At 43.4% G+C, this 24,002-nt stretch carries 23 protein-coding genes; 20 read left to right on the top strand and 3 right to left on the bottom strand.

Annotation, left to right across the window (positions count from 1 at the left end):
- Positions 1-274: 274 nt before the first annotated feature.
- The 5 genes from hemE to ACXAEA_RS17945 all read left to right on the top strand — a co-directional run bounded on the left by hemE (position 275) and on the right by ACXAEA_RS17945 (position 6,979).
- On the top strand, positions 275-1,321 hold the full coding sequence (hemE, locus tag ACXAEA_RS17965) for a uroporphyrinogen decarboxylase (protein ID WP_475097227.1): 1,047 nt from the start codon (positions 275-277) through the stop codon (positions 1,319-1,321).
- A gap of 90 nt (positions 1,322-1,411) precedes the next feature.
- The gene (hemH, locus tag ACXAEA_RS17960; protein WP_475097226.1) at positions 1,412-2,350 is read left to right on the top strand and encodes a ferrochelatase; all 939 of its coding nucleotides are present in this window, start codon (positions 1,412-1,414) and stop codon (positions 2,348-2,350) included.
- A 25-nt stretch (positions 2,351-2,375) separates the two neighbouring features.
- A complete protein-coding gene (gene hemY, locus ACXAEA_RS17955) occupies positions 2,376-3,803 on the top strand; it encodes a protoporphyrinogen oxidase (RefSeq protein ID WP_475097225.1) in 1,428 nt (475 codons plus the stop codon).
- Positions 3,804-4,130: 327 nt separating this feature from the next.
- Positions 4,131-4,703, top strand: coding sequence for a TetR/AcrR family transcriptional regulator (locus tag ACXAEA_RS17950; RefSeq protein ID WP_475097224.1), 573 nt, complete (start codon positions 4,131-4,133; stop codon positions 4,701-4,703).
- A 74-nt stretch (positions 4,704-4,777) separates the two neighbouring features.
- Positions 4,778-6,979 carry a YhgE/Pip family protein gene (locus ACXAEA_RS17945; RefSeq protein ID WP_475097223.1) on the top strand — a complete coding sequence of 734 codons (2,202 nt, stop codon included), beginning with the start codon at positions 4,778-4,780 and terminating at the stop codon, positions 6,977-6,979.
- A 112-nt stretch (positions 6,980-7,091) separates the two neighbouring features.
- Here ACXAEA_RS17945 and yhfH read toward each other — a convergent pair whose 3' ends face one another.
- On the bottom strand, positions 7,092-7,226 hold the full coding sequence (gene yhfH / locus ACXAEA_RS17940; RefSeq protein WP_475097222.1) for a protein YhfH: 135 nt from the start codon (positions 7,224-7,226) through the stop codon (positions 7,092-7,094).
- A 170-nt stretch (positions 7,227-7,396) separates the two neighbouring features.
- Here yhfH and ACXAEA_RS17935 point away from each other — a divergent pair, with 170 nt between their 5' ends.
- From ACXAEA_RS17935 to ACXAEA_RS17890, 10 genes are all read left to right on the top strand, one after another.
- Positions 7,397-8,131, top strand: a complete 735-nt coding sequence (locus ACXAEA_RS17935) for an MBL fold metallo-hydrolase (RefSeq protein WP_475097221.1) — start codon at positions 7,397-7,399, stop codon at positions 8,129-8,131.
- A 15-nt stretch (positions 8,132-8,146) separates the two neighbouring features.
- A complete protein-coding gene (locus tag ACXAEA_RS17930; RefSeq protein WP_475097220.1) occupies positions 8,147-9,136 on the top strand; it encodes a lipoate--protein ligase in 990 nt (329 codons plus the stop codon).
- A gap of 176 nt (positions 9,137-9,312) precedes the next feature.
- Positions 9,313-10,869 (top strand): fatty acid--CoA ligase family protein, encoded by a 1,557-nt coding sequence (locus ACXAEA_RS17925; RefSeq protein ID WP_475097219.1) that lies wholly within the window; start codon positions 9,313-9,315, stop codon positions 10,867-10,869.
- Positions 10,870-10,977: 108 nt separating this feature from the next.
- Positions 10,978-11,754 (top strand): enoyl-CoA hydratase-related protein, encoded by a 777-nt coding sequence (locus ACXAEA_RS17920; protein ID WP_475097218.1) that lies wholly within the window; start codon positions 10,978-10,980, stop codon positions 11,752-11,754.
- 333 nt (positions 11,755-12,087) lie between these two features.
- On the top strand, positions 12,088-12,816 hold the full coding sequence (locus ACXAEA_RS17915; RefSeq protein WP_475097217.1) for an AzlC family ABC transporter permease: 729 nt from the start codon (positions 12,088-12,090) through the stop codon (positions 12,814-12,816).
- Positions 12,809-13,114, top strand: coding sequence for an AzlD domain-containing protein (locus tag ACXAEA_RS17910; protein WP_475097216.1), 306 nt, complete (start codon positions 12,809-12,811; stop codon positions 13,112-13,114). The genes ACXAEA_RS17915 and ACXAEA_RS17910 overlap by 8 nt, the downstream gene beginning before the upstream one ends.
- Positions 13,115-13,281: 167 nt before the next feature.
- A complete protein-coding gene (locus ACXAEA_RS17905) occupies positions 13,282-14,070 on the top strand; it encodes an ABC transporter ATP-binding protein (protein ID WP_475097215.1) in 789 nt (262 codons plus the stop codon).
- Positions 14,054-14,809 (top strand): ABC transporter permease, encoded by a 756-nt coding sequence (locus tag ACXAEA_RS17900; RefSeq protein ID WP_475097214.1) that lies wholly within the window; start codon positions 14,054-14,056, stop codon positions 14,807-14,809. Before ACXAEA_RS17905 ends, ACXAEA_RS17900 begins: the two co-directional genes overlap by 17 nt.
- Before the next feature lie 16 nt (positions 14,810-14,825).
- Entirely contained in the window at positions 14,826-15,827 is a 1,002-nt protein-coding gene (locus tag ACXAEA_RS17895; protein ID WP_475097213.1) for an aliphatic sulfonate ABC transporter substrate-binding protein, read from the top strand.
- 678 nt (positions 15,828-16,505) lie between these two features.
- Positions 16,506-17,792, top strand: coding sequence for a M48 family metallopeptidase (locus ACXAEA_RS17890; RefSeq protein ID WP_475097212.1), 1,287 nt, complete (start codon positions 16,506-16,508; stop codon positions 17,790-17,792).
- A 116-nt stretch (positions 17,793-17,908) separates the two neighbouring features.
- Here ACXAEA_RS17890 and ACXAEA_RS17885 read toward each other — a convergent pair whose 3' ends face one another.
- A complete protein-coding gene (locus tag ACXAEA_RS17885; protein WP_475097211.1) occupies positions 17,909-18,145 on the bottom strand; it encodes an IDEAL domain-containing protein in 237 nt (78 codons plus the stop codon).
- Positions 18,146-18,334: 189 nt separating this feature from the next.
- Between ACXAEA_RS17885 and ACXAEA_RS17880 the strand changes: the two genes are divergently transcribed.
- Positions 18,335-18,913 (top strand): competence protein ComK, encoded by a 579-nt coding sequence (locus ACXAEA_RS17880; protein WP_475097210.1) that lies wholly within the window; start codon positions 18,335-18,337, stop codon positions 18,911-18,913.
- Positions 18,914-18,934: 21 nt separating this feature from the next.
- Here ACXAEA_RS17880 and ACXAEA_RS17875 read toward each other — a convergent pair whose 3' ends face one another.
- Complete coding sequence (locus ACXAEA_RS17875) at positions 18,935-19,327, bottom strand: YhjD family protein (RefSeq protein WP_475097209.1); 393 nt, start codon at positions 19,325-19,327, stop codon at positions 18,935-18,937.
- 228 nt (positions 19,328-19,555) lie between these two features.
- Between ACXAEA_RS17875 and ACXAEA_RS17870 the strand changes: the two genes are divergently transcribed.
- The 4 genes from ACXAEA_RS17870 to lepB all read left to right on the top strand — a co-directional run bounded on the left by ACXAEA_RS17870 (position 19,556) and on the right by lepB (position 23,966).
- Entirely contained in the window at positions 19,556-21,541 is a 1,986-nt protein-coding gene (locus ACXAEA_RS17870) for a S9 family peptidase (RefSeq protein ID WP_475097208.1), read from the top strand.
- A gap of 155 nt (positions 21,542-21,696) precedes the next feature.
- Positions 21,697-22,632 carry an LCP family protein gene (locus tag ACXAEA_RS17865; RefSeq protein WP_475097207.1) on the top strand — a complete coding sequence of 312 codons (936 nt, stop codon included), beginning with the start codon at positions 21,697-21,699 and terminating at the stop codon, positions 22,630-22,632.
- A 130-nt stretch (positions 22,633-22,762) separates the two neighbouring features.
- Complete coding sequence (locus tag ACXAEA_RS17860; protein ID WP_475097206.1) at positions 22,763-23,380, top strand: TVP38/TMEM64 family protein; 618 nt, start codon at positions 22,763-22,765, stop codon at positions 23,378-23,380.
- A 31-nt stretch (positions 23,381-23,411) separates the two neighbouring features.
- Entirely contained in the window at positions 23,412-23,966 is a 555-nt protein-coding gene (lepB, locus tag ACXAEA_RS17855) for a signal peptidase I (protein WP_475097205.1), read from the top strand.
- Positions 23,967-24,002 lie beyond the last annotated feature (36 nt).

Genomic DNA, 24,002 nt, shown 5'->3' with positions numbered 1-24,002 from the left:
TCCTTCTATAATACTAATAGTATGCAAATACATCTAAGCTATAATGTGTTTTCCCTATCAGAGAAAGTATGAAAACCAAATTCGTCAATTTTTTGACATTTGTGAGCGTCTTCTATGAAATCGGTTATTAAAAAGGATATAGTGTATATAGTTTGGTTGTTTTAACATAAATGAAGCGTTTTGAATTCGTACATAGCTAAAATAGGTGTTTTTTATTTTTATCCTTTTATATTACAATGGAATACAGACATTACTGAAAGGTGGATTTCCCCCAATGAGCAAGATGATCAATGATACTTTTTTAAAAGCAGCAAGAGGAGAGAGAACAGATTATGTTCCTGTCTGGTATATGAGACAAGCTGGAAGGTCCCAGCCTGAATATAGAGCAATCAAGGAAAAGTATTCTCTGTTTGAAATTACACACCAGCCTGAGCTTTGTGCATATGTAACAAGACTTCCTGTAGAACAATATGGCGTAGACGCTGCGATTCTATACAAAGATATCATGACTCCGCTGCCAGCAATGGGTGTAGACGTGGAAATCAAGACTGGCATTGGACCGGTCATTTCCAATCCGGTAAAATCGCTTGCGGATGTCGAGAAGCTAGGCACGATTAATCCTGAGTCGGATATTCCTTATGTACTTGACACAATCAAGCTATTGACGGAAGAACAGCTGTCTGTTCCTTTAATCGGTTTCTCCGGTGCACCATTCACACTTGCCAGCTATATGATCGAGGGAGGCCCTTCAAAGAATTACAATAAGACGAAGGCATTCATGTACGCACAGCCGGAAGCATGGTTTGCCCTGATGGACAAGCTTGGCGATATGGTGATTACATATGTTCAATCGCAAATTAAGGCTGGAGTAAAAGCAATCCAGATTTTCGATTCATGGGTAGGCGCCCTTAATGTCCATGATTACCGTACGTTCATCAAACCAGTCATGAACAGGATTTTCTCTGAGCTTAAAAAGGAAAATGTGCCTTTGATCATGTTTGGTGTTGGTGCAAGCCACCTAGCACTTGAATGGCACGACCTCCCTCTTGATGTGGTGGGGCTTGATTGGCGTTTGCAAATAAGCGAAGCCCGCGAGCTTGGCATTCAGAAAACGGTCCAGGGAAATCTCGACCCAGCGATTCTGCTTGCGCCATGGGAAGTAATTGAAGAAAAGGCAAAAGCGATTCTTGATCAGGGAATGGCGCAGCCTGGCTACATCTTCAATCTTGGACATGGAGTGTTCCCTTCTGTAAATCCGGAAACGTTGAAAAAGCTGACTGCCTTCATCCATGAATATTCTGCTGCAAAGCTGGGAAGATAGTCTCTTTTCTGCTGCAGAGCATTAGATTTGGTAAATTAGTCTTGTTTTTGGCAGAATAAAAGCTTAGAGACGGAAAAAAGAGGTGCAATCATGACTAAGAAGAAGATGGGTTTGCTTGTGATGGCATATGGCACACCCTACAAGGAAGAAGATCTTGAACGGTATTATACACATATTCGCCATGGCCGGCCGCCGGCACCCGAAATGCTTGAAGATTTAAGACAACGCTATGAAGCGATTGGCGGCATTTCACCACTTGCAAAAATCACAGTGGAACAAGGTGAGAAGCTGGAACAGCATTTAAACAGGATTCAGGATGACATTGAATTCAAGATGTATCTTGGATTGAAGCATATCGAACCTTTTATCGAGGACGCAGTCAAGCAAATGCATGACGATGGCATTGAGGAGGCTGTCAGCATCGTACTGGCACCGCACTTTTCAACATTCAGTGTTAAATCCTATAATGGCCGCGCCAAGGAAGAAGCAGCTAAGCTTGGCGGACCAGAGATCGTTTCAGTAGAAAGCTGGTATGATGAGCCGAAATTCATTAAGTACTGGTCTGACCGTGTAACAAAAACCTTTGCTGACATGCCTGCTGATGAGCGAGAGAAGGCAGTATTGATTGTTTCTGCCCACAGCCTTCCGGAGAAAATCCTGCAAATGGGCGATCCGTATCCTGCACAATTGAAAGAAACTGCCGATTTAATTGCAAATCAGGCGAATGTGCAGAATTATGAGGTAGGCTGGCAAAGCGCAGGCAATACACCTGAACCTTGGCTTGGACCTGATGTCCAGGACTTGACAAGGGATCTGCACGAAAAGCACGCTTACAAAGCTTTTGTTTATGTGCCTGCTGGTTTTGTTTCCGACCATCTGGAAGTATTGTATGACAATGATTATGAATGCAAGATCGTGACGGATGAAATCGGAGCCAGCTATTACAGGCCAGCTATGCCGAATGCAGAACCGGAATTCATTGACGCAATGGCGGATGTAATATTAAAGAAGCTGTCAACTTCACGCTAAAACTAGTAAAAGAAGGCGATTTACCGTGACAGAAAAGAAGAAAGTAGTAATTGTAGGCGGCGGCATCACTGGCCTTGCAGCGGCTTTCTATTTGCAAAAGCATGCCAGGGAAAACAAGATTCCGCTCGATGTAAAGCTAGTCGAAGCATCGCACCGCGTAGGCGGCAAAATGCAGACATATGTAAAGGATGGCTTTGTGATTGAAAGAGGCCCGGATTCTTTTCTTGAGAGGAAAGAAAGTGCAGGGCGTCTTGCCAGGGAAGTTGGTCTCGGTGATAAGCTGGTCAACAACAGTACGGGGAAATCGTATGTCCTTGTAAAGGACAAACTGCACCCCATGCCTGGCGGATCGGTGATGGGAATCCCGACTCAAATTGGCCCCTTCGTTACAACCGGACTCTTTTCATGGACGGGTAAGTTCAGGGCTGCAGGGGATTTCTTCATGCCGCCCTCAAAGGTAAAAGGAGACCAGTCCCTGGGCGAATTTTTCAGGCGCAGGCTTGGCGATGAGGTCGTGGAAAACCTGATTGAGCCACTGCTTTCCGGTATTTATGCCGGGGATATTGATAATATGAGTCTATTATCAACATTTCCTCAATTCTACCAGGTGGAACAGAAATATGGCAGCCTGATCCTTGGCACGAAGAAAACGGCTCCTTCGCCAAAAAAGAAACCAGCTGAAACCGGGCAGGCCAAGAAAAAAGGCATGTTCCTGACAGTGACGACAGGCTTGCAATCCTTTGTTGATGCGATTGAGTCCAGGCTTGCAACTGGCTCGGTTATTAAAGGGATCAGAGTTGATAAAGTAAACAGGCAGGAGAAAGGCTACCGCTTGAAATTGAGTAGCGGAGAAACACTTGATGCAGACAGTATTTTTGTTTCAGCCCCGCATGAAGCCGCCCTGCATATGTTCTCCGATCATGAACATGTTTTCGAACCATTCCGTGATATGGCTTCTACATCGGTGGCAACCGTGGCGATGGCATTCCCAGAAAGTGTCATCAAAGAAGACATTGATGGCACCGGGTTTGTTGTATCCCGAAACAGCGATTATACAATCACAGCTTGTACCTGGACACATAAAAAATGGCCGCATACCACTCCTGAAGGGAAGGTTTTGCTGCGCCTTTATGTCGGCAGGCCAGGTGACGAGGCAGTGGTTGAGCTGCCTGATAATGAAATTATCAAAATTGCACTTGATGATTTGAATAAAACAATGGATATCCAGGCACAGCCGGAATTCGCAGTCGTATCCCGCTGGAAAGAAGCAATGCCCCAGTACACTGTAGGTCATAAAGAAAGAGTAGCAAACCTCAGGAATGATCTTGAAAGTGAACTTCCCGGCGTGTTCGTAGGCGGAAGCTCCTATGAAGGAGTCGGCCTTCCTGATTGCATCGACCAGGGAGAAGCCACGGTGGAAAAAATACTCGCATTCTTGCTGCTTAATCGATAAAAAACCCTTTTTAGGGTTTTTTATTTTATTGCTGTGTTAAAGATTATCATTATCTTTATTCCCTGTTGATTGAAGTGGAAGGCGCGTAGACTCCTGCGGGATCAGCTGGACAGGTGAGACCCCGCAGGAGCCTGCGACGAGGAGGCTCAGCGCCAGCCCCGCGGAAAGCGAAGCGACTGGAACGGAAATCAACAGTCTAATTTAACACAGCCATTATCTTAAAAAAAATTAACAGTTTTATACGCTTGCTTTAGTAAAAATGGTATGATACATTAAAATTCAACTAACTGACTGTTTTTCTCATTTGGTCATTACGGAGGTGTTAGCATGGCAATTGACCGAAGGCAGCTAATAATTGATGCGGCAGCAAACTCTTTTTCTCTCTACGGCTACAAGGCTACGACGATCGATCAGGTGGCTAAATTAGCGAATGTCGGTAAAGGCACAATTTATACCTTTTTCAAAAATAAAGAAGAACTTTTCGATGAGATCATTAATGGCCTGATCAAAGAAATGAAAGAAGTCGCTGATGAGGCCGTAAATCCTTCAGATTCTTTTTACGAAAATGTCCATAGGGCATTATATAGACTGCTGGAGTTTCGCAAAAAACATCAACTCAGTATCAAACTTTCGCAAGAGGCCCGGGATATTGGGACCCCAGCCGTTGTGGAGGTTATGGATCGTTTAGAGTCGGCGATATTGACCTTCATTAAAGAAAAGGTCATTCAAGCGATCCAAAAGGGAGAAATAAAGGAATGCGATCCAGAAATTACAGCGTTCATCATGATGAAGCTGTACATTGCTTTGATTTTTGACTGGGAAAAGAAGAACGAGCCACTTGAAAAAGCTAAAATCTCCGAGCTATTTGAGTTCTATATCTTCAAAGGATTGTCTTATTAGGATAATCCTTATTTTCAGCAGAAAAATGACCGAATGAACAAAATAGTCATTTATTTAAAATTGGGAGGACATTCATGAAAAACAGACTATTCATCCAAGAATTACTTGCCATTTTCCGAAACAAGAAGCTGCTTATTCCGATTATCGCAGTCATGTTTATTCCTGTCTTATACAGTGGAATGTTCCTATGGGCATTCTGGGATCCATATGAACATCTTTCTGAACTGCCTGTTGCAATTTCTAATGAAGACTCAGGAGCAACGATTGATGGAAAAGAACTTGCATTAGGCAATGACCTGGTTGAAAAATTAAAAGAAAACCAGGACTTTGGTTTTGAATTTGTATCAGAAGAAGAAGGGATAAAAGGTCTTGAGCAGCAAAAATATTATATGCTGATCAAAATCCCGAAAGATTTCTCTGAAAATGCTACAACTCTATTGGATGAATATCCCCAGAAGCTTGAGCTTGTTTATATGCCAAATGAAAGCTTCAACTTTCTATCAGCCCAAATTGGTGAAACGGCAGCTGAAAGAATTAAAGCTTCTGTATCCGAGAAGGTTTCTGAGACTTATGCTGAGACCATGTTTGAAAAGGTCGGTGAACTTGCAGACGGTCTTGGTCAGGCAAGTGGAGGGGCTGCAGAATTGAACGACGGTGCAGAAAAACTGGAGGCTGGTAGCCAGGAGCTATATGAAAATCTATCGGTTCTGGCGGGCAAGTCGATTGAGTTCAATCAAGGGATCAATTCTGCAAATACTGGAATAAAAGAATTGGCTGACGGAGCAACAGCTCTGGCCGGCGGTATCGGCCAATTGGAAGATGGTCATAAAAAGCTGGAGAATGCTTCAAATGAACTTCTTGCAGGCCAGAAAGACTTGAATGCTGGGGCATCAAAAGTAAAAGCTGGTTTACAAGAAGCCAACAGCAAAGTTCGAGTAATGGTAGAAGGAACAACAAAAATTAAACAAGGTTCCGATCAGCTTGTAGAGAACCTTTCAGCCTGGAAAAATGGTTCAGTTGATGCTGCAGAAGGAGCAGCAGACATTTATGCAGGCATTCAAGAACTGCAAAAGCAAATGGAAATGATGCAGCCGCTGTTAAGTGCGTATCCTGATAAGCAGCAACAGCTTGTGAAAGCACTGCAGGACCTCGAAGCGGGAAGTGCAAAGCTTGCTCAGGGAACTGAAACTTTGTCTGGCTCGGCAGGGGCTCTGGCAGGCGGGGCTGAAAAAATATCCAGCAGTCTGGATGAATTAATCGAAGGGCAGAACCAATTGAACCATGGAGTCGCTGCACTGACAGAAGGCAGTGCGCAACTTGAAGCAGGAGCTGGCAAGCTAACGACAGGACAGGAACAATTCAACTCCAGCATGGAGCTTTTCGGGAACAAACTGGCAGAAGCGGAAGCTGGTTCTATGAAACTTTCCGAGGGAAGTGCTAAGCTTGCAGGTGGGATGGATCAGCTTGCATCAGGCTCATCAGCCATGTCGGATGGTACCGGCCAGCTTGCGTCTGGTGCAGGGGAACTGTCAGAAGGGAATAGAAAGGTAGCGGATGGAACATCAGAACTTGCCGAAAAACTGCAGGATGGTGCTGAAGAGGCTCAGATAAATCCAGACAAACAGACGTACAATATGCTCGCTGCTCCAGTAAAATTGGAAAATGAAAAAATGAACAAGGTTCCAAACTATGGAACAGGGTTTGCACCTTACTTCTTATCCTTAGGGTTGTTTGTAGGCGCATTGCTTCTGTCCATTGTGTTTCCTTTAAGGGAACCAGCTGATGTACCTACAGGCGGATTTAGCTGGTTCTTAAGTAAATTTGGAGTTTTAGCGGGAGTAGGAATATTACAGGCACTTGTTGCCGATGCCATTCTTCTTTATGGATTGGGCTTACACGTTGAAAATACTACGCTGTTCCTGATGTTTTCGATTATTACCAGTCTTACCTTTATTGCACTGGTTCAGTTCCTTGTCACACTGATGGGCGATCCAGGCCGGTTTGTTGCCATTGTCATCCTCATTTTGCAGCTTACCACAAGTGCGGGAACTTTCCCGTTAGAATTAATTCCTGGTTTCCTGCAAAAGTTTAATGCTTATCTGCCTATGACCTATTCAGTGCAAGGATTCAAAGCCGTAATATCGAGCGGAGATTTTGATTTCATGTGGCAAAATACAGGTATATTAGCTGCTTATATTGTGGTGCTTTCTGTTGGAACAGTGGCTTACTTCCAATTGATGTATAAAAGAAGGTTTGCTGTTTTAGCCGAGAAATAACAAAAAGAGAGCCAGCCGTTCAGTTAAGTGAACGAGCTGGCTTTTAATATGCAGGATAAACCTGTGGGAAGGGATTGTATTACACCCGGAAAAACGGGGAAGGAATTTGATTTTACAACTTTCCAGGATTCATGCATCCATCGCATTTATTTCCATAGCATTCGTGTTGTTCGTTAATTGGTTCTCCACACTCCATACATTGTTTCTTTGGCAGGTTGCGAAAAAATTCAACGACATTTTGAATCATGTTGTTCCCTCCAAATAGTAAAGTGTTTTGATACAGTTTTATGATTAATTAAATTGTATTATAACAGTGTAGGGGTCGTCAATCATAATTTTCTGAAAAAACCGCTATCGTGAAAAAATGGGCAAAATGAAGTATAGTGAAAGCAAAGAGGGTTAAAAGGAGGCATCTCATTGAAGCTGACAATTATAGGTTTCTGGGGAGGATATCCCAAGGTAAATGAAGCTAGTACCGGATATTTGCTTGAACATGAAGGTTTCAAACTGATGATTGATTTTGGCAGCGGGATCCTGGCGAAACTTCAAAATTTTGTTCAGCCAGAAGAACTTGACGCAATGATCCTTTCGCATTACCATCCAGATCATGTAGCAGATATCGGTGTTTTCCAGCATGCAAGACTTATCCAGGGTTTCCTGGGCAAAAAGTCCCCGCAACTTCCGATATACGCACATATACAGGACAAGCAGGAGTTTTCGAAGCTTACATATAAGGATATTACTAGAGGCGTCGGCTATAATCCGAACCAAAAGCTTGAGGTAGGTCCATTCACGGTTTCATTCATAACTGCTGTCCATCCTGTTCCATGCTATGCAATGAGGATCGAAGCAGGGGGGAAAGCGCTTGTTTATACAGCAGATACTTCCTTCAAGGAAGAATTCATTCCTTTTGCTTCAGGGGCCGACCTATTGCTATCAGAATGCAACTTCTATGGAAATCAGAATGGCAAAGGTGCAGGCCATATGAACAGCTTTGATAATGGAAAACTGGCTGAAGGAGCGGGAGTGAAACAGCTTGTCTTGACTCACCTGCCGCATTACGGGGAACTGGAACAGCTTGTTTCTGAGGCTTCCTCTATATACGGGGGACCGATCACCCTTGCGAGGGAAGGGCTTGAGATCACTTTATAAAAAGGAGAATCTATCATGTTATTTATCGATAATAAAGGCATAACAGATCCGAGGATCAATCTGGCAATTGAGGAGTATGCCTTGAAGAATCTTGATATCAACGAGACATATTTGCTTTTTTATATAAATGAACCATCCATCATCATTGGCAAAAATCAGAACTCGATCGAAGAAATCAATACGGAATATGTAGAGAAAAATGGCATCCATGTCGTTCGCCGATTATCTGGCGGAGGGGCTGTATACCATGACCTCGGCAATCTGAACTTCAGTTTCATTACAAAGGATGATGGTGAAAGCTTTCACAATTTCAGGAAGTTCACCGAACCGGTTGTAAAGGCTTTGAATAAACTTGGATTGAATGCTGAATTAAGTGGTCGTAATGATTTGCTTGCAGAAGGAAGGAAAATTTCCGGGAACGCTCAATTCTCAACAAAAGGCCGGATGTTCAGCCATGGAACTTTACTGTTCGACTCCGAAATTGAAAGTGTCGTTTCTGCACTTAATGTCAAAAAAGATAAAATTGAATCAAAGGGCATCAAGTCTATTCGAAGCCGTGTGGCAAATATTTCAGAGTTCCTTACGGAAAAAGTAACGATTGAGGAATTTCGATCACTTTTGCTGAAAAATATCTTTGAAGGAATGGATGACATTCCAGAATATGTGCTGACGGAAAAGGACTGGGAAAAGATCCACGAACTTTCAAAAGAAAGATACCAGAACTGGGATTGGAATTATGGGAAGTCACCGAAATTCAACCTTCAGCACTCCCATCGTTTCCCGGTTGGGCAGATCGATGTCCGCTTTGAAGTGGACAAGGGGATCATCAAGAACTGCAAAATCTATGGCGATTTCTTTGGGGTTGGAGATGTAAATGAAATCGAAGAAAAGCTGACAGGCATTAAATATGAAAAATCTTTGATTGCCGCTGCTTTAGATGAAGTTGACATCAAACATTATTTCGGAAATATTTCAAAAGAAGATTTCATTAATTTGATTTATTGATCATGGTTAACGCGGTGTCTAAGGGACATCGCGTTTTTTTATTTATTCAATGCGAATTTGTGAATAAAGAAGCACATTTTTCTTGAATACATAATTTTCTTTCAATATAATATATTTAGAAAACTTTTTTACAAAGTTTGGTGATTCAATTCACCGCAAAGGGGGAAGGGAGTTTAATGAATCTTTCATCACAGCTTCATCACACTGCCTCAATGCTTGGCGATAAGCCGGCATATTTTTTCATGGACAAAGCAAGTACATACGCTGAACTGGATGCGGCTGTTACGAAATTTGCTTCAGGCCTTGAAAAGCTAGGGGTAAAAAAAGGCGATCATATCGCGCTGTTGTTAGGTAACTCTCCACATTTTGTCATCAGTTTGTACGGAGCTCTTCGGCTCGGTGCAACAGTCATTCCCATCAATCCAATTTACACCGCAGATGAAATCGGCTATATCTTGAATAATGGCGATGTGAAACTGGTCGTCGGACTGGATCTCATGCTGCCGTTAGCCGAAAAAATGCATCAGCATCTTCCAATGGTCGAGAATTTTGTCATTTGTGAGACAGGGCAAAGCCAGATGTCAGAGGAAGATCTATTAAAGCTTTCCGTATCGTCAAAATTGAAACCGTTTACACATGTTGTTGCATCGGGAGATCTTGGTTACCAAGGACCGGAGCTGAATGAGGAAGATGTAGCGGTCATTCTGTACACATCCGGGACCACAGGCAAACCAAAGGGAGCCATGCTTACCCACAAAAATCTTTACAGCAATGCAAAGGATGTAAGCGATTACCTCAGGATGAATGAGGATGACAAGGTCATTACAGCCTTGCCGATGTTCCATGTATTCTGTCTGACAGTCGCCCTTAATGCCCCGTTAATGAACGGTGGAACATTGCTCATCGTCCCTAGGTTCAGCCCGGCCGAAGTTTTCAGGATTGCCAAGAAGTATGAGGCGACTGTATTTGCTGGCGTGCCAACAATGTATAATTTCCTTTTCCAGTATCCTGAAGGAAATCCGGATGACCTTAAATCACTGCGCCTGTGCATTTCAGGCGGGGCGTCGCTTCCTGTCGCACTGCTTCAGAATTTTGAGCGGAAATTCAATGTGATGATTTCCGAAGGGTACGGTTTATCAGAAGCAGCACCTGTTACTTGTTTCAATCCGCTGGACCGGCCGCGCAAGCCTGGTTCAATCGGAACCTCTATCATCAATGTCGAAAACAAGGTTGTCAATGAACTCGGAGAGGAAGTGTCTCCTGGAGACGTTGGCGAGTTGATCGTCTGCGGACCGAATGTCATGGCTGGCTACTATAAGATGCCGGAAGAAACAGCCGCAACAATCAAGGATGGCTGGCTGTACACAGGAGATCTAGCCCGCATGGACGATGAAGGATATTTTTATATTGTCGACCGCAAGAAGGATATGATCATTGTGGGAGGATATAATGTCTATCCACGAGAAGTTGAGGAAGTTTTATATAATCATACTGATATTGTCGAGGTTGCCGTCCTAGGTGTTCCTGATCCAAATCTCGGCGAGGCGGTAAGATGCTATGTCGTCAGCAAGAATCCTGAGCTGACAGAAGAGATGCTCCTCGAGTATTGCCGTGAACACCTTGCGAAATATAAGGTGCCAAGCGCAATAGAGTTTTTGGAGGAATTGCCTAAGAATACTACCGGAAAAATTTTAAGAAGAGCCCTAAAGAATCAGGTTTTACAAGGACAATAATGAAGTAGGATGAGAGGCAGGCGCCAGTGCCTGTCTCTTTTTTCGACAACAGCAAAAGGAAATTACGATCTTGATAGAGAATGTGAAGGAAGAGGGGAGCTGAATCATTTGGAAAATATCCAGTTTGAATTAAAAGGGCATACCGCGCTTGTCACGCTCAATAGGCCTGACGCACTCAATGCATTTAACTACGACACACTTGATGAATTGCAAAAGACGATTGAAAAAATCAGAACAAATCGCGAAGTCAGAGTCGTTATTTTTACGGGTGCTGGAGAGAAGGCTTTCAGCGTGGGGGCTGACCTTAAGGAACGTCGGACTCTGTCTGATGAGGATGTAAAGCGTAATATTTATAAGATCGGAGAAGTCTTCTCCATGATTGACCAGCTCCCGCAACCGACGATCGCGGCCATTAATGGCTTTGCTTTTGGCGGTGGAATGGAACTGGCCCTTGCCTGCGATATCCGGGTTGCCGCTGCAGGGACACAGATGGGGTTGACGGAAACAAGCCTGGGAATCATTCCTGGAGCAGGCGGGACGCAGCGTCTGCCAAGGCTGGTCGGACAGGCACGAGCGCTCGAACTGATTTTGACAGCACGCAGGCTCAAGGCGGAAGAAGCACTGGAATATGGACTTGTAACAGCAGTAGTCAAGAAAGAGAATGTGATTGATGAATGCCTTAAGTTAGCGGAGATGATGCTCGCTAACGGTCCAGTCGCATTGCAGCAGGCTAAGTTCGCCGTCAAGCAGGGGATGAACGCAGATTTGCAGACAGGACTGCAGATCGAGCGCAAGGCTTATGAAGTCACCATTCCAACAGAAGACCGTCTCGAAGCGCTGGCTGCATTCAGTGAAAAAAGGAAGCCAGTTTTTAAAGGAAAGTAACCGAACACGGCCACGGCCGTGTTTTTTGCTGAATAAGAAATAGATAGATATATGAAAATTTAATTTATCGACCACAATATTGAATAGATCAGAGGATGTATAATTTTATCGACCACATCTTCAAGTATATCGACCACATTTTCAAGTATATCAGCGGATATTTAAATAAATCGACCACATTTAAAGATATATCGACCACATTTAACGATATATCGTCCAACCCATTTTATTTCGGTAAAAGAAATACTTTTCCACGCAGCTGGAAGTATGTATAATATATTTTAATTGAGTAAAGGATTCGTATAGACATAGTTTTAGAAAGGCGGGAAAAACGTGGAAAGTACATTGGCTGTCAAGCAGGCAACGGAGTTCAAGAAAGGGATCCAGTCAGGCATCAGTATTGCGATAGGATATATGCCAATTGCGCTCACGTTTGGGTTGATTGCGAAGACAACTGGCCTTGCCCTTGGCGAAACGGTTATGATGAGCATGTTCGTTTTCGCTGGAGCGGCACAATACATATCATTGAGCCTCCTCGCCCAGGGAATCGGCATTTTTGAAATTATCCTGACCACTTTTATCGTGAATATCCGCCATTTTCTTATGTCAGCTTCTTTGAATGAGAAAGCGGAAGAAGACAGTATGGGAGCGAGAATGGCCTATTCATTCGGAATTACGGATGAGACTTTTTCGGTCGCGGCTACACGTGAAGGGGCCGTCAATGCGGGGTATATGTTCGGCTTGAATCTTACCGCATACTCAAGCTGGGTGATTTTTTCCGGTCTGGGCTTTCTCATCGGTGCAGGATTGCCGCAAACATTGCAGGAAAGTATGTCCGTTGCTCTGTATGCGATGTTCGTTGGCCTGCTTGTGCCATCGATGAAAAATAATGTGAAAGTTGTGTTCCTGGCTGTACTTGCAGCAGCCTTCAATTCCATTTTCACCATGACTGAACTTATGTCCACTGGCTGGTCAATCGTACTGGCAACGCTGCTGTCGGCTATTCTCGCAGAAGCAGTGGAAACTTTCAAGAACGGCAGGGGGGAAAAGGCAGATGAGTAAGGAAATCATCATCATGATCATTGGGATGGCAGTGGTGACCTATATTCCAAGAATGTTGCCTTTTGTCATGTTCAGGGGAAAAGAGCTTCCTTCATTCCTGCAGGGGGTACTGAAGAATGTTCCGTACGCCACACTCGGCGCTCTCATTTTCCCGGCAATCCTGTTCATCCAGGAAGATATATGGTGCGGCATCATTGGAGCCGCCGCCGCCTTCATTGCCGCTTTTTTGGGAGCGAACGTGATTGTCGTTGTCATCGGCTCGATATCCGTTCTAACTTTATATTCTTATTTTTTCTAGACTTGCAATCTTGCAGGTCTTTTTTTATTGGTTTGTAAAATTCCCAAGAAAAACAGGCTCCTAAATCAAAATTAAAATGAAATATTGACAAGATATTGGAATACATTATAATTAACATTATTAATTCCGACTAAATTAATATGTTTTATAAGAATAGGGTGATTAGATTGTTCATCGAAATAAACAAAGTAAATAAACAGTATGCAGATAAAAATAATCACCAGGTTGATATTTTAAAAGATATTAATCTTCGAGTGAATAAAGGTGAGTTCGTATCCATTCTTGGTCCTTCGGGGTGTGGCAAATCAACGCTTCTATCGATTGTGGCTGGGCTGACTCCGGCAACTAGCGGCGAAATCCTAGTATCAGGACAGCGAATCGAAAAGCCGGGAAAGGACAGGGGAATGGTTTTCCAGCAGGCAGCACTATTCCCATGGCTGAACGTAGTTGAAAACGTGATGTTTCCATTGAAAAAGGAATTGCCAAGGAAACAGGCAGAATCTGAAGCGAAAAAATATCTTCAAATGGTCCAGCTCAGCAATTATCTATCCCATTATCCACATGAACTTTCAGGGGGGATGCAGCAGCGTGTGGCGATTGCCAGGGCTCTGGCAATGAACCCGGATATCCTCTTGATGGATGAACCTTTTGGAGCGCTTGATGAGCAAACACGTTCCCGCCTTCATGAGCAGCTTGAGACGATCTGGGCAGAGACGCAAAAGACAATTTTATTCGTTACCCACAGCATCTCTGAATCAATCAAGCTATCTGACCGCATCATCGTGATGGGAACAAAGCCAGGCATCATTTTAAAAGATATAAAAGTGGATATTCCAAGGCCGCGCTATGAGCATAAAAAAGAGATGGTCGAGCTTGAAGAGTATATTATGGGCTTCCTGAAGAAGGAGATCGACAAAGTCATCAGGGAGGAGCTTGTATATGAATCCAAACATTAAAAGAATCATATTTTTCGCTGCTATCATTGCTTTCTGGTATACAGGGAGCAAGCTCGAATGGTGGCTTCCGATTATCCTTCCAGCTCCGGAAAAAGTCCTGGAAGCACTAATAACAGGTTTCCAGGATAAAACGCTGATTTACGATCTCGTTGCCAGCTTCAAACGGCTTGCGGTTGGTCTTGGCCTCTCACTGATCATTGGTACGGGACTGGGTGTCCTGCTTGCAAAATCCAAAACGGCAGATGAAACTCTGGGCACCGTGGTTCTCGCCCTGCAAAGCGTACCAAGCATCATCTGGCTGCCGCTTGCGATCATGTGGTTCGGCATGAATGAGAAGGCCGTAATCTTCGTCGTTGTTCTAGGCGGAACATTCGTCATGACGCTTAATATCAGAGTGGGCATCAAAAATGTTTCACCTTTATTCATAAAGGCAGCAAAAACAATGGGCGTGAACGGCTGGGATTTATATAAAAGGGTCATATTCCCGGCGGCAATCCCTTATGTCGTAACAGGATCACGGCTAGCATGGGCATTTGCCTGGAGAGCCCTGATGGCTGGTGAACTATTAAGCACAGGCCCAGGACTTGGCTATACGCTTCGTTACGCGTCAGATTTTGGAGATATGGCTCTTGTCATTGGCGTTATGATCATCATTGGTGTAATCGGAACAATCGTAGATCAGCTGATCTTCCAGCGTATCGAAAAATCGGTGCTTAATCGCTGGGGACTTGAATCATAAAAAAGGAGGAAATCTAATGAAAAAAGCTTTGATATTAATGGCATTCCTATTCACATTTGCGGTGCTTCTCGCAGGCTGCGGAACAGGCGGGTCAAATGCAACAGGTGGAAAAGAAAAAGAAAAAATCGTCATCGGCTACTTCCCGAACATCAACCATGTCCCGGCTATGGTTGCAAAGGATAAAGGCTTCTTCGAACAGCAGCTTGGAGATGGAACAACAATCGAGTACAAAACATTCGCTGAAGGCGGTTCTTTCATGACTGCGCTCAAGACTGGCGAAATTGATGCAGGTCTTGTAGGCCCTGGTCCGGCAATGAACAACTACACAACCGGAGCTGACGTCAAGATCATTGCAGGCGCATCCACTGGCGGCACAGTTGTTTTAGCAAGAAAGGGAGTCAAGATTGATTCAGTTGAAGACTTCGCTGGCAAGACGTTCATCACTCCTGGGGTAGGATGCACACATGATGTCCAGTATGAAACGTATCTTGAAGCAGAGGGAATCACATCTCAACGAATCGGCGGAACAATGAAACACCTTACTGGCCAGCCGGCACAGTACGCAGCAATGCTTAAGTCTGGCAAGGTTGATATTGCGGTAGCTCCTGAACCTTGGGCAGCAGTAATTGAAAAAGAAACTGGCGCAGAAGTCGTCATTGGCTGGGATGAAGTATCATTCGGAGAAACGCTTCCAGCTTCTGTAATGGTCACATCTGGCAAAATGATCGAAGAAAAACCTGAAACTGTCCAAAAAATCATTGACGCTCATAAAGAAGCAGTGAACTTCATCAATGAAAATCCAACTGAAGCACAAGCAATTACAATCAAAGATATTAAAGAAACAACTGGGCAGGAATTGGAAAAAGATGTAGTCGAACTTGCATGGGAACGAATTGGATTCACATATGAAGTCGATGCAGATGCAATCCAGGCTTTCTCTGATTCATCATACGCTTTGAAATTCCTGAAAGATAAGCCAGACTTTAAAACATTGATTGATGATAGTTTCCTGGATTAATACAGAAGGGTGCCAAGTCGTTTTCTTGGTGCCCTTTTTCTGTTATAGCGAGGCAGTGGAATGGATTGGCAGAGAAAATCGAATTACGGCTATATTATGGGCTATATGTGCCCGGTCAGGTAAAGAAAAGGGGAAACGGGTCACATAAAGAAAGGATATGTGCCCGGTCAGGTGATGAAAAGGAAAAACGGGTCACATAAAGAAAGAATATGTGCCCGGTCAGGTGAAGAAAAGGAGAAACGGGTCACATAAAGAAAGGATATGTGCCAGGTTAGGTGAAGAAAAGGAGAAACGGGTCACATAAAGGAAGAATATGTGCCCGGTCAGGTAAAGAAAAGGGTAAACGGGGCACATAAAGAAAGGATATGTGCCCGGTCATGTGATGAAAAGGAAAAACGGGGCACATAAAGAAAGGATATGTGCCCAGTTAGATGAAGAAAAGGAAAAACGGGTCACATAAAGGAAGGATATGTGCCCGGTCAGGTGAGGAAAAGGAGAAACGGGTCACATAAAAGAAGAACATGTGCCCCATAAAAGAAGATATCAGGTATTAAGGTCACATAATAGAGGAACTTAGTTGTCCAAAGCAATTTCCCCTGCCAATAAGAACTTGTTCTATTTCTGGGACAAAGGATTAAAATAGTTATAGAGAGGGTTGTACGTAAAGGGGGAAGAGCAATGGCGAGAAAGATGGGCTTTTATGGAGTGATCGCCTATGTACTTTATGGTTTTGCGGTATACTGGTATCTATTTTATTTTGCTGATACAAATCTTCCGTTTGAATTTGAAGGCTCGAGGGCGGATCCTGCGACTTTCCTGAACGGAAGGGAATTGATGCTGAGTGAGGAATATTCGAAAATCAGGAATTTATTATTTTTCCTTTCTACACCTTTTGAATGGCTCTTTTATTTTCTGATTCTGCTGCTGGGTCTTTCGAAGGCATTTAAAAAATGGGGGCAGGAGACAGCGAAGAATAAATATGGCCAAACAGCTATCTATCTGATCTGGCTTTCATTCTTTGCTTTCGTCGCAACTTTCCCGTTAAACTATATCAGTTATACGCTCTCTAAGACTTATAATATTTCCACCCAGACATTCGCTTCATGGATGAAGGATGAGCTCATTGATTTTTGGATCAATTATGCCATGATGTTCTTCATCGTCGTCGTCCTGTACCTGCTGATGAACAAATTCAAAAGGTTCTGGTGGCTGTTCGCCTGGCTGCTTTCCGTACCGTTCACACTGTTTATCATGTTCCTGCAGCCGGTTGTGATCGATCCGCTTTATAATGATTTTTACCCTTTGAAAAATAAAGAGCTGGAGACCAAAATCCTGGATCTCGCCGGGCAGGCAAATATTCCGGCACAGCATGTATTCGAAGTGAATATGGCCGAAAAAACAAACGCACTCAATGCTTATGTAAGCGGAATCGGTTCCAACTCGCGCATCGTGTTATGGGATACGACTCTGAACAGGCTGAGCGATGACCAAATTTTGTTCATCATGGCCCATGAAATGGCTCATTATGTTGAAAAGCATTTATATATAGGAATTGCCGGCTATTTGCTGTTATCCCTGTTCGGATTGTACTTCGTCTCAAGATTGATGAACTGGGCAATCCGCCGGTGGGGAAGGGAGTTCAAAGTTGAAAACCCTGGTGACCTTCAATCATTGCCGCTGTTTCTTATGTTCCTGTCGATGATCATGTTTGCCGCAAGCCCAGTTTCCAATCTTGTATCACGCTACCAGGAAACAAGGGCTGATAAATATGCCATCGAGATGACCGAAAACACCGATGCTGCGATTTCTGCTTTTCAGGAGCTGACTAAATCCGGCCTAAGCCAGGTGAATCCGCCATTAATGGTAAAGATTTTCAGATACGGACATCCGACAATGCTGGAGAGGATCTCTCGCCTGGAGGAATTCGAAGTAAAAAAGAGAAATGAGCAGGAAGATGGATTTTGACCAGCACGCCCTCGGATTCGGGGGCTGTTTTTTTATGGTCAGGAACCTTCAAATGTTCTCTCTTGGAATATTATCTTAACAAAATAAAAAATCCCCGTGATAGGGGATTTTAATAACTAAGTGCCGAATTGCTTATTGAGATCTTTCAGTTCTTCTGTCAAAGACAAGAATAAAATTTTGTCGCGGTCATCTATTGCTTTATCAATTTTCGACAGCAATTTTTCTCTTTTTGTGTTTAGCTGGATTTCGGAAATTAGCATGTCAACATACAGGTCCAGAACAAAAGATTCCTTGGCTTTAATGCGTTTCATCACGCTTGCCTTCATGATTTCAGAATACGATTTTTCTTTCACTGACCTCACCTCTTAGACCTTTTTTATATTATATGGAGGAAAGAAAAGATAATCAACAAATTTTTATAATTTTTAGAAAATTTTTATCAGCCTACTATTTGTGGCTAAATTTAGAACTTTTTCAGGTATTAAAGAAAATTTTAGCAATTATGATAAAATAGGGTATACAGTATTTTAGGAGATGAGTGAATGACAGGGAAGCCGAGGAATTTAGTTGAAGAGTATGAAATTAATCCTTTTACGATGATCATTCTTCCGGAAGAATACGGCAGCAGGATTTACTCCAGGGTGATTGAATTGGAGGAGGAATATCTTTCTCCATTCAGGCCGATTGATATTGTGAAAAAAAGCTGCAAATATTTTGGCAGCAGTTATGAAGGAAGAAAAGAGGGGACAAAAATGCTTACAGGGATTACCCATAAAACCCCCATCATTGTAGACCCCATCAGCTCCATTTATTTCATGCCGACAAGTTCACCTACAAAGCCGGACTGTATTTGGGTATCGCATGAGCATGTATTATTCCATAGGAAGGCAGATGCCCAAAGTACACAGGTTACCTTCAGGAATAAGAAAAACATCACCCTTCCTGTTTCCCATCATTCTTTTGAAAATCAGCTGCTCAGGACATCACTGCTGAGGACGAAATTCATGCAGAGGATGAAAGAAACTGAGCGGAAAGCATTATACCTTCTCCATGGACCGAAGTTCAGTGAAACACAGGGCTATCCGCATGCGAATTTCGTAAGTGAAGTATTTAAAGATTAGTCCTTAAAGGAATCCGCGACGTCAGCCGGATTCCTTTTCAATTGTCTCGAGTGTCGGTTTGAAACGTTTGAAGAGATAGTAAATCATCAATTCCTGGACTTTGTTGCGGATGCGGGGATTGAAATAATTATGGTGTTCTTCGTAGCCGTGATAGATGAAGAGGAACATGGTGAATGCGTCATCTCTTTTTACTTCTTCAACCTTCAGATTGTTCTTTTTAAGATAGCTTTTTACCTTGGCGAGTTCTTTCTGGACTGCTTTCATTGTTTCTTCAATTAGTTCCAAATATGGTTTTTTCAATTTGAATGGACTTTTTTCCACAACAGAAAGATCCCGATTCAGCACGACCAGGACCATAGGCAAATATATGGCCTGTTCCATCATATCGCGGTCTTTTTCAGGAATCCGTGTCATTTTGCTCTGCCCCTTCAAAAATAAAATAAGAACATTTGTTCGTAATTATCGTACTGGATTATGCCGAGGATTTCAAGAGGGTAAAAAATATTTCCTCCTCATTATCATAATTTCCAACATTCAGTATAAACTTTCAGAGGTTTTTCTAATATTGAGGCAGGAAAATTATTTCTGTTATCGAAATAAGGAAGACAACAAAATTTTGGTTTAGGAAGGGTGGCTGCTAAGGTGGGAGAAAAAAGATTCCTCAAAGCGGAGGATTTTTATCAATTGAAATCAGTGACAGATCCACAGTTTTCGCCTGATGGCAAGAAGTGTGTGTTTGTACAGACGGAAATGCTGGAAAAGAAGAATGATTATGCTTCAAATTTATACATAATCGATATTGAAAAAGGTGATGCTCCGAAGCAATGGACATATGGCGAAAACCGGAATCATTCGCCAAGATGGTCACCGGATGGTTCAAAGCTGGCGTTCGTTTCGAATCGAAACGGGAAAAATCAGATCTTCGTTATCGATGCTATAGGCGGGGAGGCAAAGCAGGTTACGGAATTCAAAAATGGAGCAAGCGGTCCGGTATGGGCTCCTGATGGAGAGAAGATTGCCTGCTCTGTTTCCCTGAAATCGGACGAAGATTTGTTGGAAAAGGAAGCAGAGAAGAAGGAAGAAAAGAAACTGGAACCATTCGTGGCAAAGGAAATGAAATATAAATCCGATGGAGCTGGTTTCTGGGATGGAAAGTACAAGCAGACTGTCATCGTTAATCTTGCAGATGAAAAGGCCGAGCTCCTGACAAAAGGCGATGCAGATTACCACCTGCAGTGCTGGTCGCCTGATGGCAAAACCATTGTAGTTTCAGTGGATGAGACACCTGACCGTGATTTCTCTTTCAAAAGCGATTTATTGCTGATGGATATTGAAACCGGAAACAGAACAAAAATTACTGATGGAAAAGGTTACTACGGAAACGCTGCATTCTCTCCAGATGGTAAATATCTCGGCTATACAGGGCATGGCAGGGAGTATGAAAATGCAACGCTGAACCAGCTGTGGATCCATGAACTGGAGACGGGCAATGTCCACTCCATCACTGAGAATATGGATATGCTGGTTGGCGATGCAGTTGTCGGTGATTTTCAGCAGGGTGCAAACAGTCCAGGTTTAATCTGGGGTGAAGATAGCGAGAGCTTTTATTTTCTTGCTAGCGACCAGGGAAATGCCGTTCTGTATTTCGCGAATCTAACAGGAGAAGTGTATCCGGCACTGCTCGACCAGCAGCATGTATATGGCTATACACTGGACCGGCAAAAGCAAAGGATTGTCGCGGCTATCAGCAATCCGTTGCTTCCGGGTGAACTGTTCCAGCTTGAGGTGGCCACGGGAGAACTAAAACAGCTGACATCAGTGAATGAAAAGTTCATGGAGACAATCATATTATCCGAGCCTGAGCAGATTTTCTTTTCCGCAAGTGACGGGACGCCGCTTCATGGCTGGATCATGAAACCTGCGGGATATGAAGAGGGAAAAAAATATCCGCTTATCCTTGAAATTCACGGCGGTCCGCATGCCATGTATGCGAATACATATTTTAACGAGTTCCAGGTGCTTGCTGCTGAAGGGTATGCGGTATTGTACATCAATCCGCGTGGCAGCCATGGCTACGGCCAGCAATTTGTCGATGCTGTTCGGGGGGACTATGGAGGCGGCGATTACCAGGATGTCATGGATGCGGTTGATTATGCTTTGGAAAATTATGATTTTCTTGATAAAGAAAGGCTTGGAGTGACGGGAGGCAGCTACGGCGGATTCATGACCAACTGGATCGTCGGCCATACTGACAGGTTCAAGGCTGCTGTGACGCAGCGCTCAATCTCAAATTGGATCAGTTTTTACGGCGTCAGCGACATTGGCTATTACTTTACCGAATGGCAAATAAAAGCCGACCTCAGTGATTTGGAAACACTGTGGAAGCATTCGCCGCTTGCATATGCAGATAAAATCAAAACACCTTTGCTGATTCTTCACAGTGAGAAGGATTACCGTTGTCCAATCGAACAGGCAGAGCAGCTGTTCATCGCATTGAAGAGACAGGGAAAGGAAACGAAGTTCATCCGATTCCCGGAATCAAACCATGAACTTTCAAGAAGCGGAAAACCTAATCTCCGCTTAAGCCGTCTGGAGGCTATTGCAGATTGGTTTAATGACCATCTTTAAAATCATCTGAACTGCTATGAGCACCCGCGGCATTTGCATATGCTGCGGGTTTATTTTTGAAAATTTCTTCACAGAAGTTTAAGGTTATAGAGAAAGAAGGAAATAATAAAATAAATGATGCTTCTAAAATACCTATAATCGGAAGGATTTTTCTAATGAGATCTGATCGTCATCAGCATAAGAAGAAAAAAAGAATTAGATGGTCAAGTATTTTCCTTCTGCTGTTCCTTTTGGTTGGAGCGGCAGTGTTATATTCCTATTTTCAATATCGTTCGGGTGTGAATGATTCGGAAAAAGCAGCTGAACAAAACAAGCAGGAGTACCAGTTCAATGGTGAACGTGACCGCAACGGCCTAACAAACATCCTGTTAATTGGAAGTGATGCAAGGGATAAAGAGGCATCACGTTCCGATACCATCATGATTGCTAGCTACAATCCGGATACTGAATCCTACAAGCTAACTTCAATCATGAGGGATACGTATGTGTCGATTCCAGGCCATGGGGATAACAAGATAAATGCTGCCTTTGCTTTAGGCGGGCCTGAACTGTTAAGGCAGACCATCAAGGAAAACTTCGATGTTAATCTCCAATATTATTCTATAGTCGATTTCGAGGGGTTTGTCCGTTTGATTGACGAAGCGTTCCCTGAAGGTGTCGAGGTAAATGTCGAAAAGAGAATGTCTGAAGGAATTGGCGTAACACTGGAACCTGGTGTCCAAAAGCTCGATGGGAAGCATTTATTGGGGTACGTTAGGTTCCGCCAGGATGCAGTAGGAGATTTTGGACGTGTCGAACGCCAGCAAAACGCCATCAAGGAGGTCGGCAAGCAATTCGCAAGCTTCCAGACCTTGCCGAAGTTGCCAAAACTAGTGGGAGTAGTGACGCCATTCGTCAACACCAATATGGATACAGGCGATATCCTGTTCATGGGAAAAGGCATTCTGTCAAAGGATAATCGGAATATCGAGACATTGAGGATCCCTGTTGAAGGAAGCTTCGAAAATCAGAGAGTAAGTGGAGCAGGAGCTGTTCTGGCCATCAACCTTGATGAAAACAGGATAGCGCTGCAGGAATTTTTAGCAAAATAGGATTGTTGGATACCATTCCCAAGATTGACTTACGGGTGTACAATCATTTTTAAGAGGTAAATGAAAATGTACGAATGAAAGAGTTCTTGCAGCTCTTTTCTCGCTAATGTTTTTGGACAAGGAGATTTCAATGGATTTTGAATTGATGAAAGAATGGTTTACAATCGAGAACATTATGGATCTGCTTAGAGAGTATCGGTCGTTTGGGCCTATACCAGGAATCCTGTTGCCGATGCTCGAAGCGTTTCTGCCATTTTTACCGCTGTTTTTATTTGTAATGGCGAATGCAAATGCGTTTGGGCTGTGGTGGGGTTTTCTTTTTTCCTGGATTGGGGCCGTTCTTGGAGCCCTGATTGTATTTTTGATATTCCGTAATTATGGACAGGGGAAGGCCCTCCGATTTTTGCAGCGCCATCCAAAGGTGCAAAAGGGGATGAATTGGATCGAGCGCCACGGGTTCGGGCCAATCTTCCTGATGCTTTGCTTTCCTTTTACTCCATCGGCTGTTGTCAATATCGTCGCTGGTTTATCAAAAATCAGTATGGCCCAGTATATGCTTGCCGTGATAACGGGTAAAATGGTAATGATTTTTACAATCAGTTTTGTCGGCTATGACGTGAGGGCGTTAATTACAAACCCGGTACGAACCATCATTGTTCTTGTAATAATTGCCATACTTTGGTATATCGGCAAAAGAGTGGAAGTAAAAATGAATATGAGCATCGGAAAAGATAATAAGAACCGATAGGGGAAGAGAGAACAGGTGGTGATCGAAGCCGATGAGAGAGAGCATGAAAAATGAAGGAATCGAGTGGATTAAAGCGTTCGCCCTTGGAATGATTATATTTATTTTTATAAGGATCTTCTTTTTTTCAAATTATGTGGTTGATGGCGAATCGATGCTTCCGACATTGGAAGAAGGCAATAAGGTCGTTGTCAATAAACTTGGGTACGAGACGAGCGACCTGGAAAGATTTGATGTGATTGTTTTCCATGCGAATGAGAAGGAAGACTATGTGAAGCGGGTCATCGGTCTCCCGGGAGATAAGATTGAATATCGGGAGGACAGGTTATTCGTCAATGAGGAGAAGGTTTATGAACCTTTCCTGAAGCAGTATCGTGAAAAATCGATGGGCGGCTATCTTACAGGTGACTTTACGCTTATGGATTTGACCGGTGAGGAAAGAGTCCCGGAAGGAAAGCTGTTTGTCCTTGGAGATAACAGGCTTGGCAGCTGGGACAGCAGGCAGTTTGGCTTCATTTCCGTGGACCAGGTCGTAGGAAAGGTGAACCTCCGCTACTGGCCGATCGAAGAAATGGATATATCTTTTTAACCAAGAAAACCAGCATAAGAAAAGCAGGGACTCGGC

The organism is Mesobacillus sp. ABV4_180, from assembly GCF_056158485.1.
Note: the sequence above shows the minus strand (reverse complement) of the source record. Positions and strands in the feature narration are given on the sequence as shown.

What these genes read in the sequence shown, in the direction of transcription:
- hemE (WP_475097227.1), top strand. Translation starts at nt 275, where the DNA reads ATGAGCAAGATGATCAATGATACTTTTTTAAAAGCAGCAAGAGGAGAG.
- hemH (WP_475097226.1), top strand. Translation starts at nt 1,412, where the DNA reads ATGACTAAGAAGAAGATGGGTTTGCTTGTGATGGCATATGGCACACCC.
- ACXAEA_RS17950 (WP_475097224.1), top strand. Translation starts at nt 4,131, where the DNA reads ATGGCAATTGACCGAAGGCAGCTAATAATTGATGCGGCAGCAAACTCT.
- ACXAEA_RS17945 (WP_475097223.1), top strand. Translation starts at nt 4,778, where the DNA reads ATGAAAAACAGACTATTCATCCAAGAATTACTTGCCATTTTCCGAAAC.
- yhfH (WP_475097222.1), bottom strand. Translation starts at nt 7,226, where the DNA reads ATGATTCAAAATGTCGTTGAATTTTTTCGCAACCTGCCAAAGAAACAA.
- ACXAEA_RS17930 (WP_475097220.1), top strand. Translation starts at nt 8,147, where the DNA reads ATGTTATTTATCGATAATAAAGGCATAACAGATCCGAGGATCAATCTG.
- ACXAEA_RS17925 (WP_475097219.1), top strand. Translation starts at nt 9,313, where the DNA reads ATGAATCTTTCATCACAGCTTCATCACACTGCCTCAATGCTTGGCGAT.
- ACXAEA_RS17910 (WP_475097216.1), top strand. Translation starts at nt 12,809, where the DNA reads ATGAGTAAGGAAATCATCATCATGATCATTGGGATGGCAGTGGTGACC.
- ACXAEA_RS17900 (WP_475097214.1), top strand. Translation starts at nt 14,054, where the DNA reads ATGAATCCAAACATTAAAAGAATCATATTTTTCGCTGCTATCATTGCT.
- ACXAEA_RS17895 (WP_475097213.1), top strand. Translation starts at nt 14,826, where the DNA reads ATGAAAAAAGCTTTGATATTAATGGCATTCCTATTCACATTTGCGGTG.
- ACXAEA_RS17890 (WP_475097212.1), top strand. Translation starts at nt 16,506, where the DNA reads ATGGCGAGAAAGATGGGCTTTTATGGAGTGATCGCCTATGTACTTTAT.
- ACXAEA_RS17880 (WP_475097210.1), top strand. Translation starts at nt 18,335, where the DNA reads ATGACAGGGAAGCCGAGGAATTTAGTTGAAGAGTATGAAATTAATCCT.
- ACXAEA_RS17875 (WP_475097209.1), bottom strand. Translation starts at nt 19,327, where the DNA reads ATGACACGGATTCCTGAAAAAGACCGCGATATGATGGAACAGGCCATA.
- ACXAEA_RS17865 (WP_475097207.1), top strand. Translation starts at nt 21,697, where the DNA reads ATGAGATCTGATCGTCATCAGCATAAGAAGAAAAAAAGAATTAGATGG.
- ACXAEA_RS17860 (WP_475097206.1), top strand. Translation starts at nt 22,763, where the DNA reads ATGGATTTTGAATTGATGAAAGAATGGTTTACAATCGAGAACATTATG.
- lepB (WP_475097205.1), top strand. Translation starts at nt 23,412, where the DNA reads ATGAGAGAGAGCATGAAAAATGAAGGAATCGAGTGGATTAAAGCGTTC.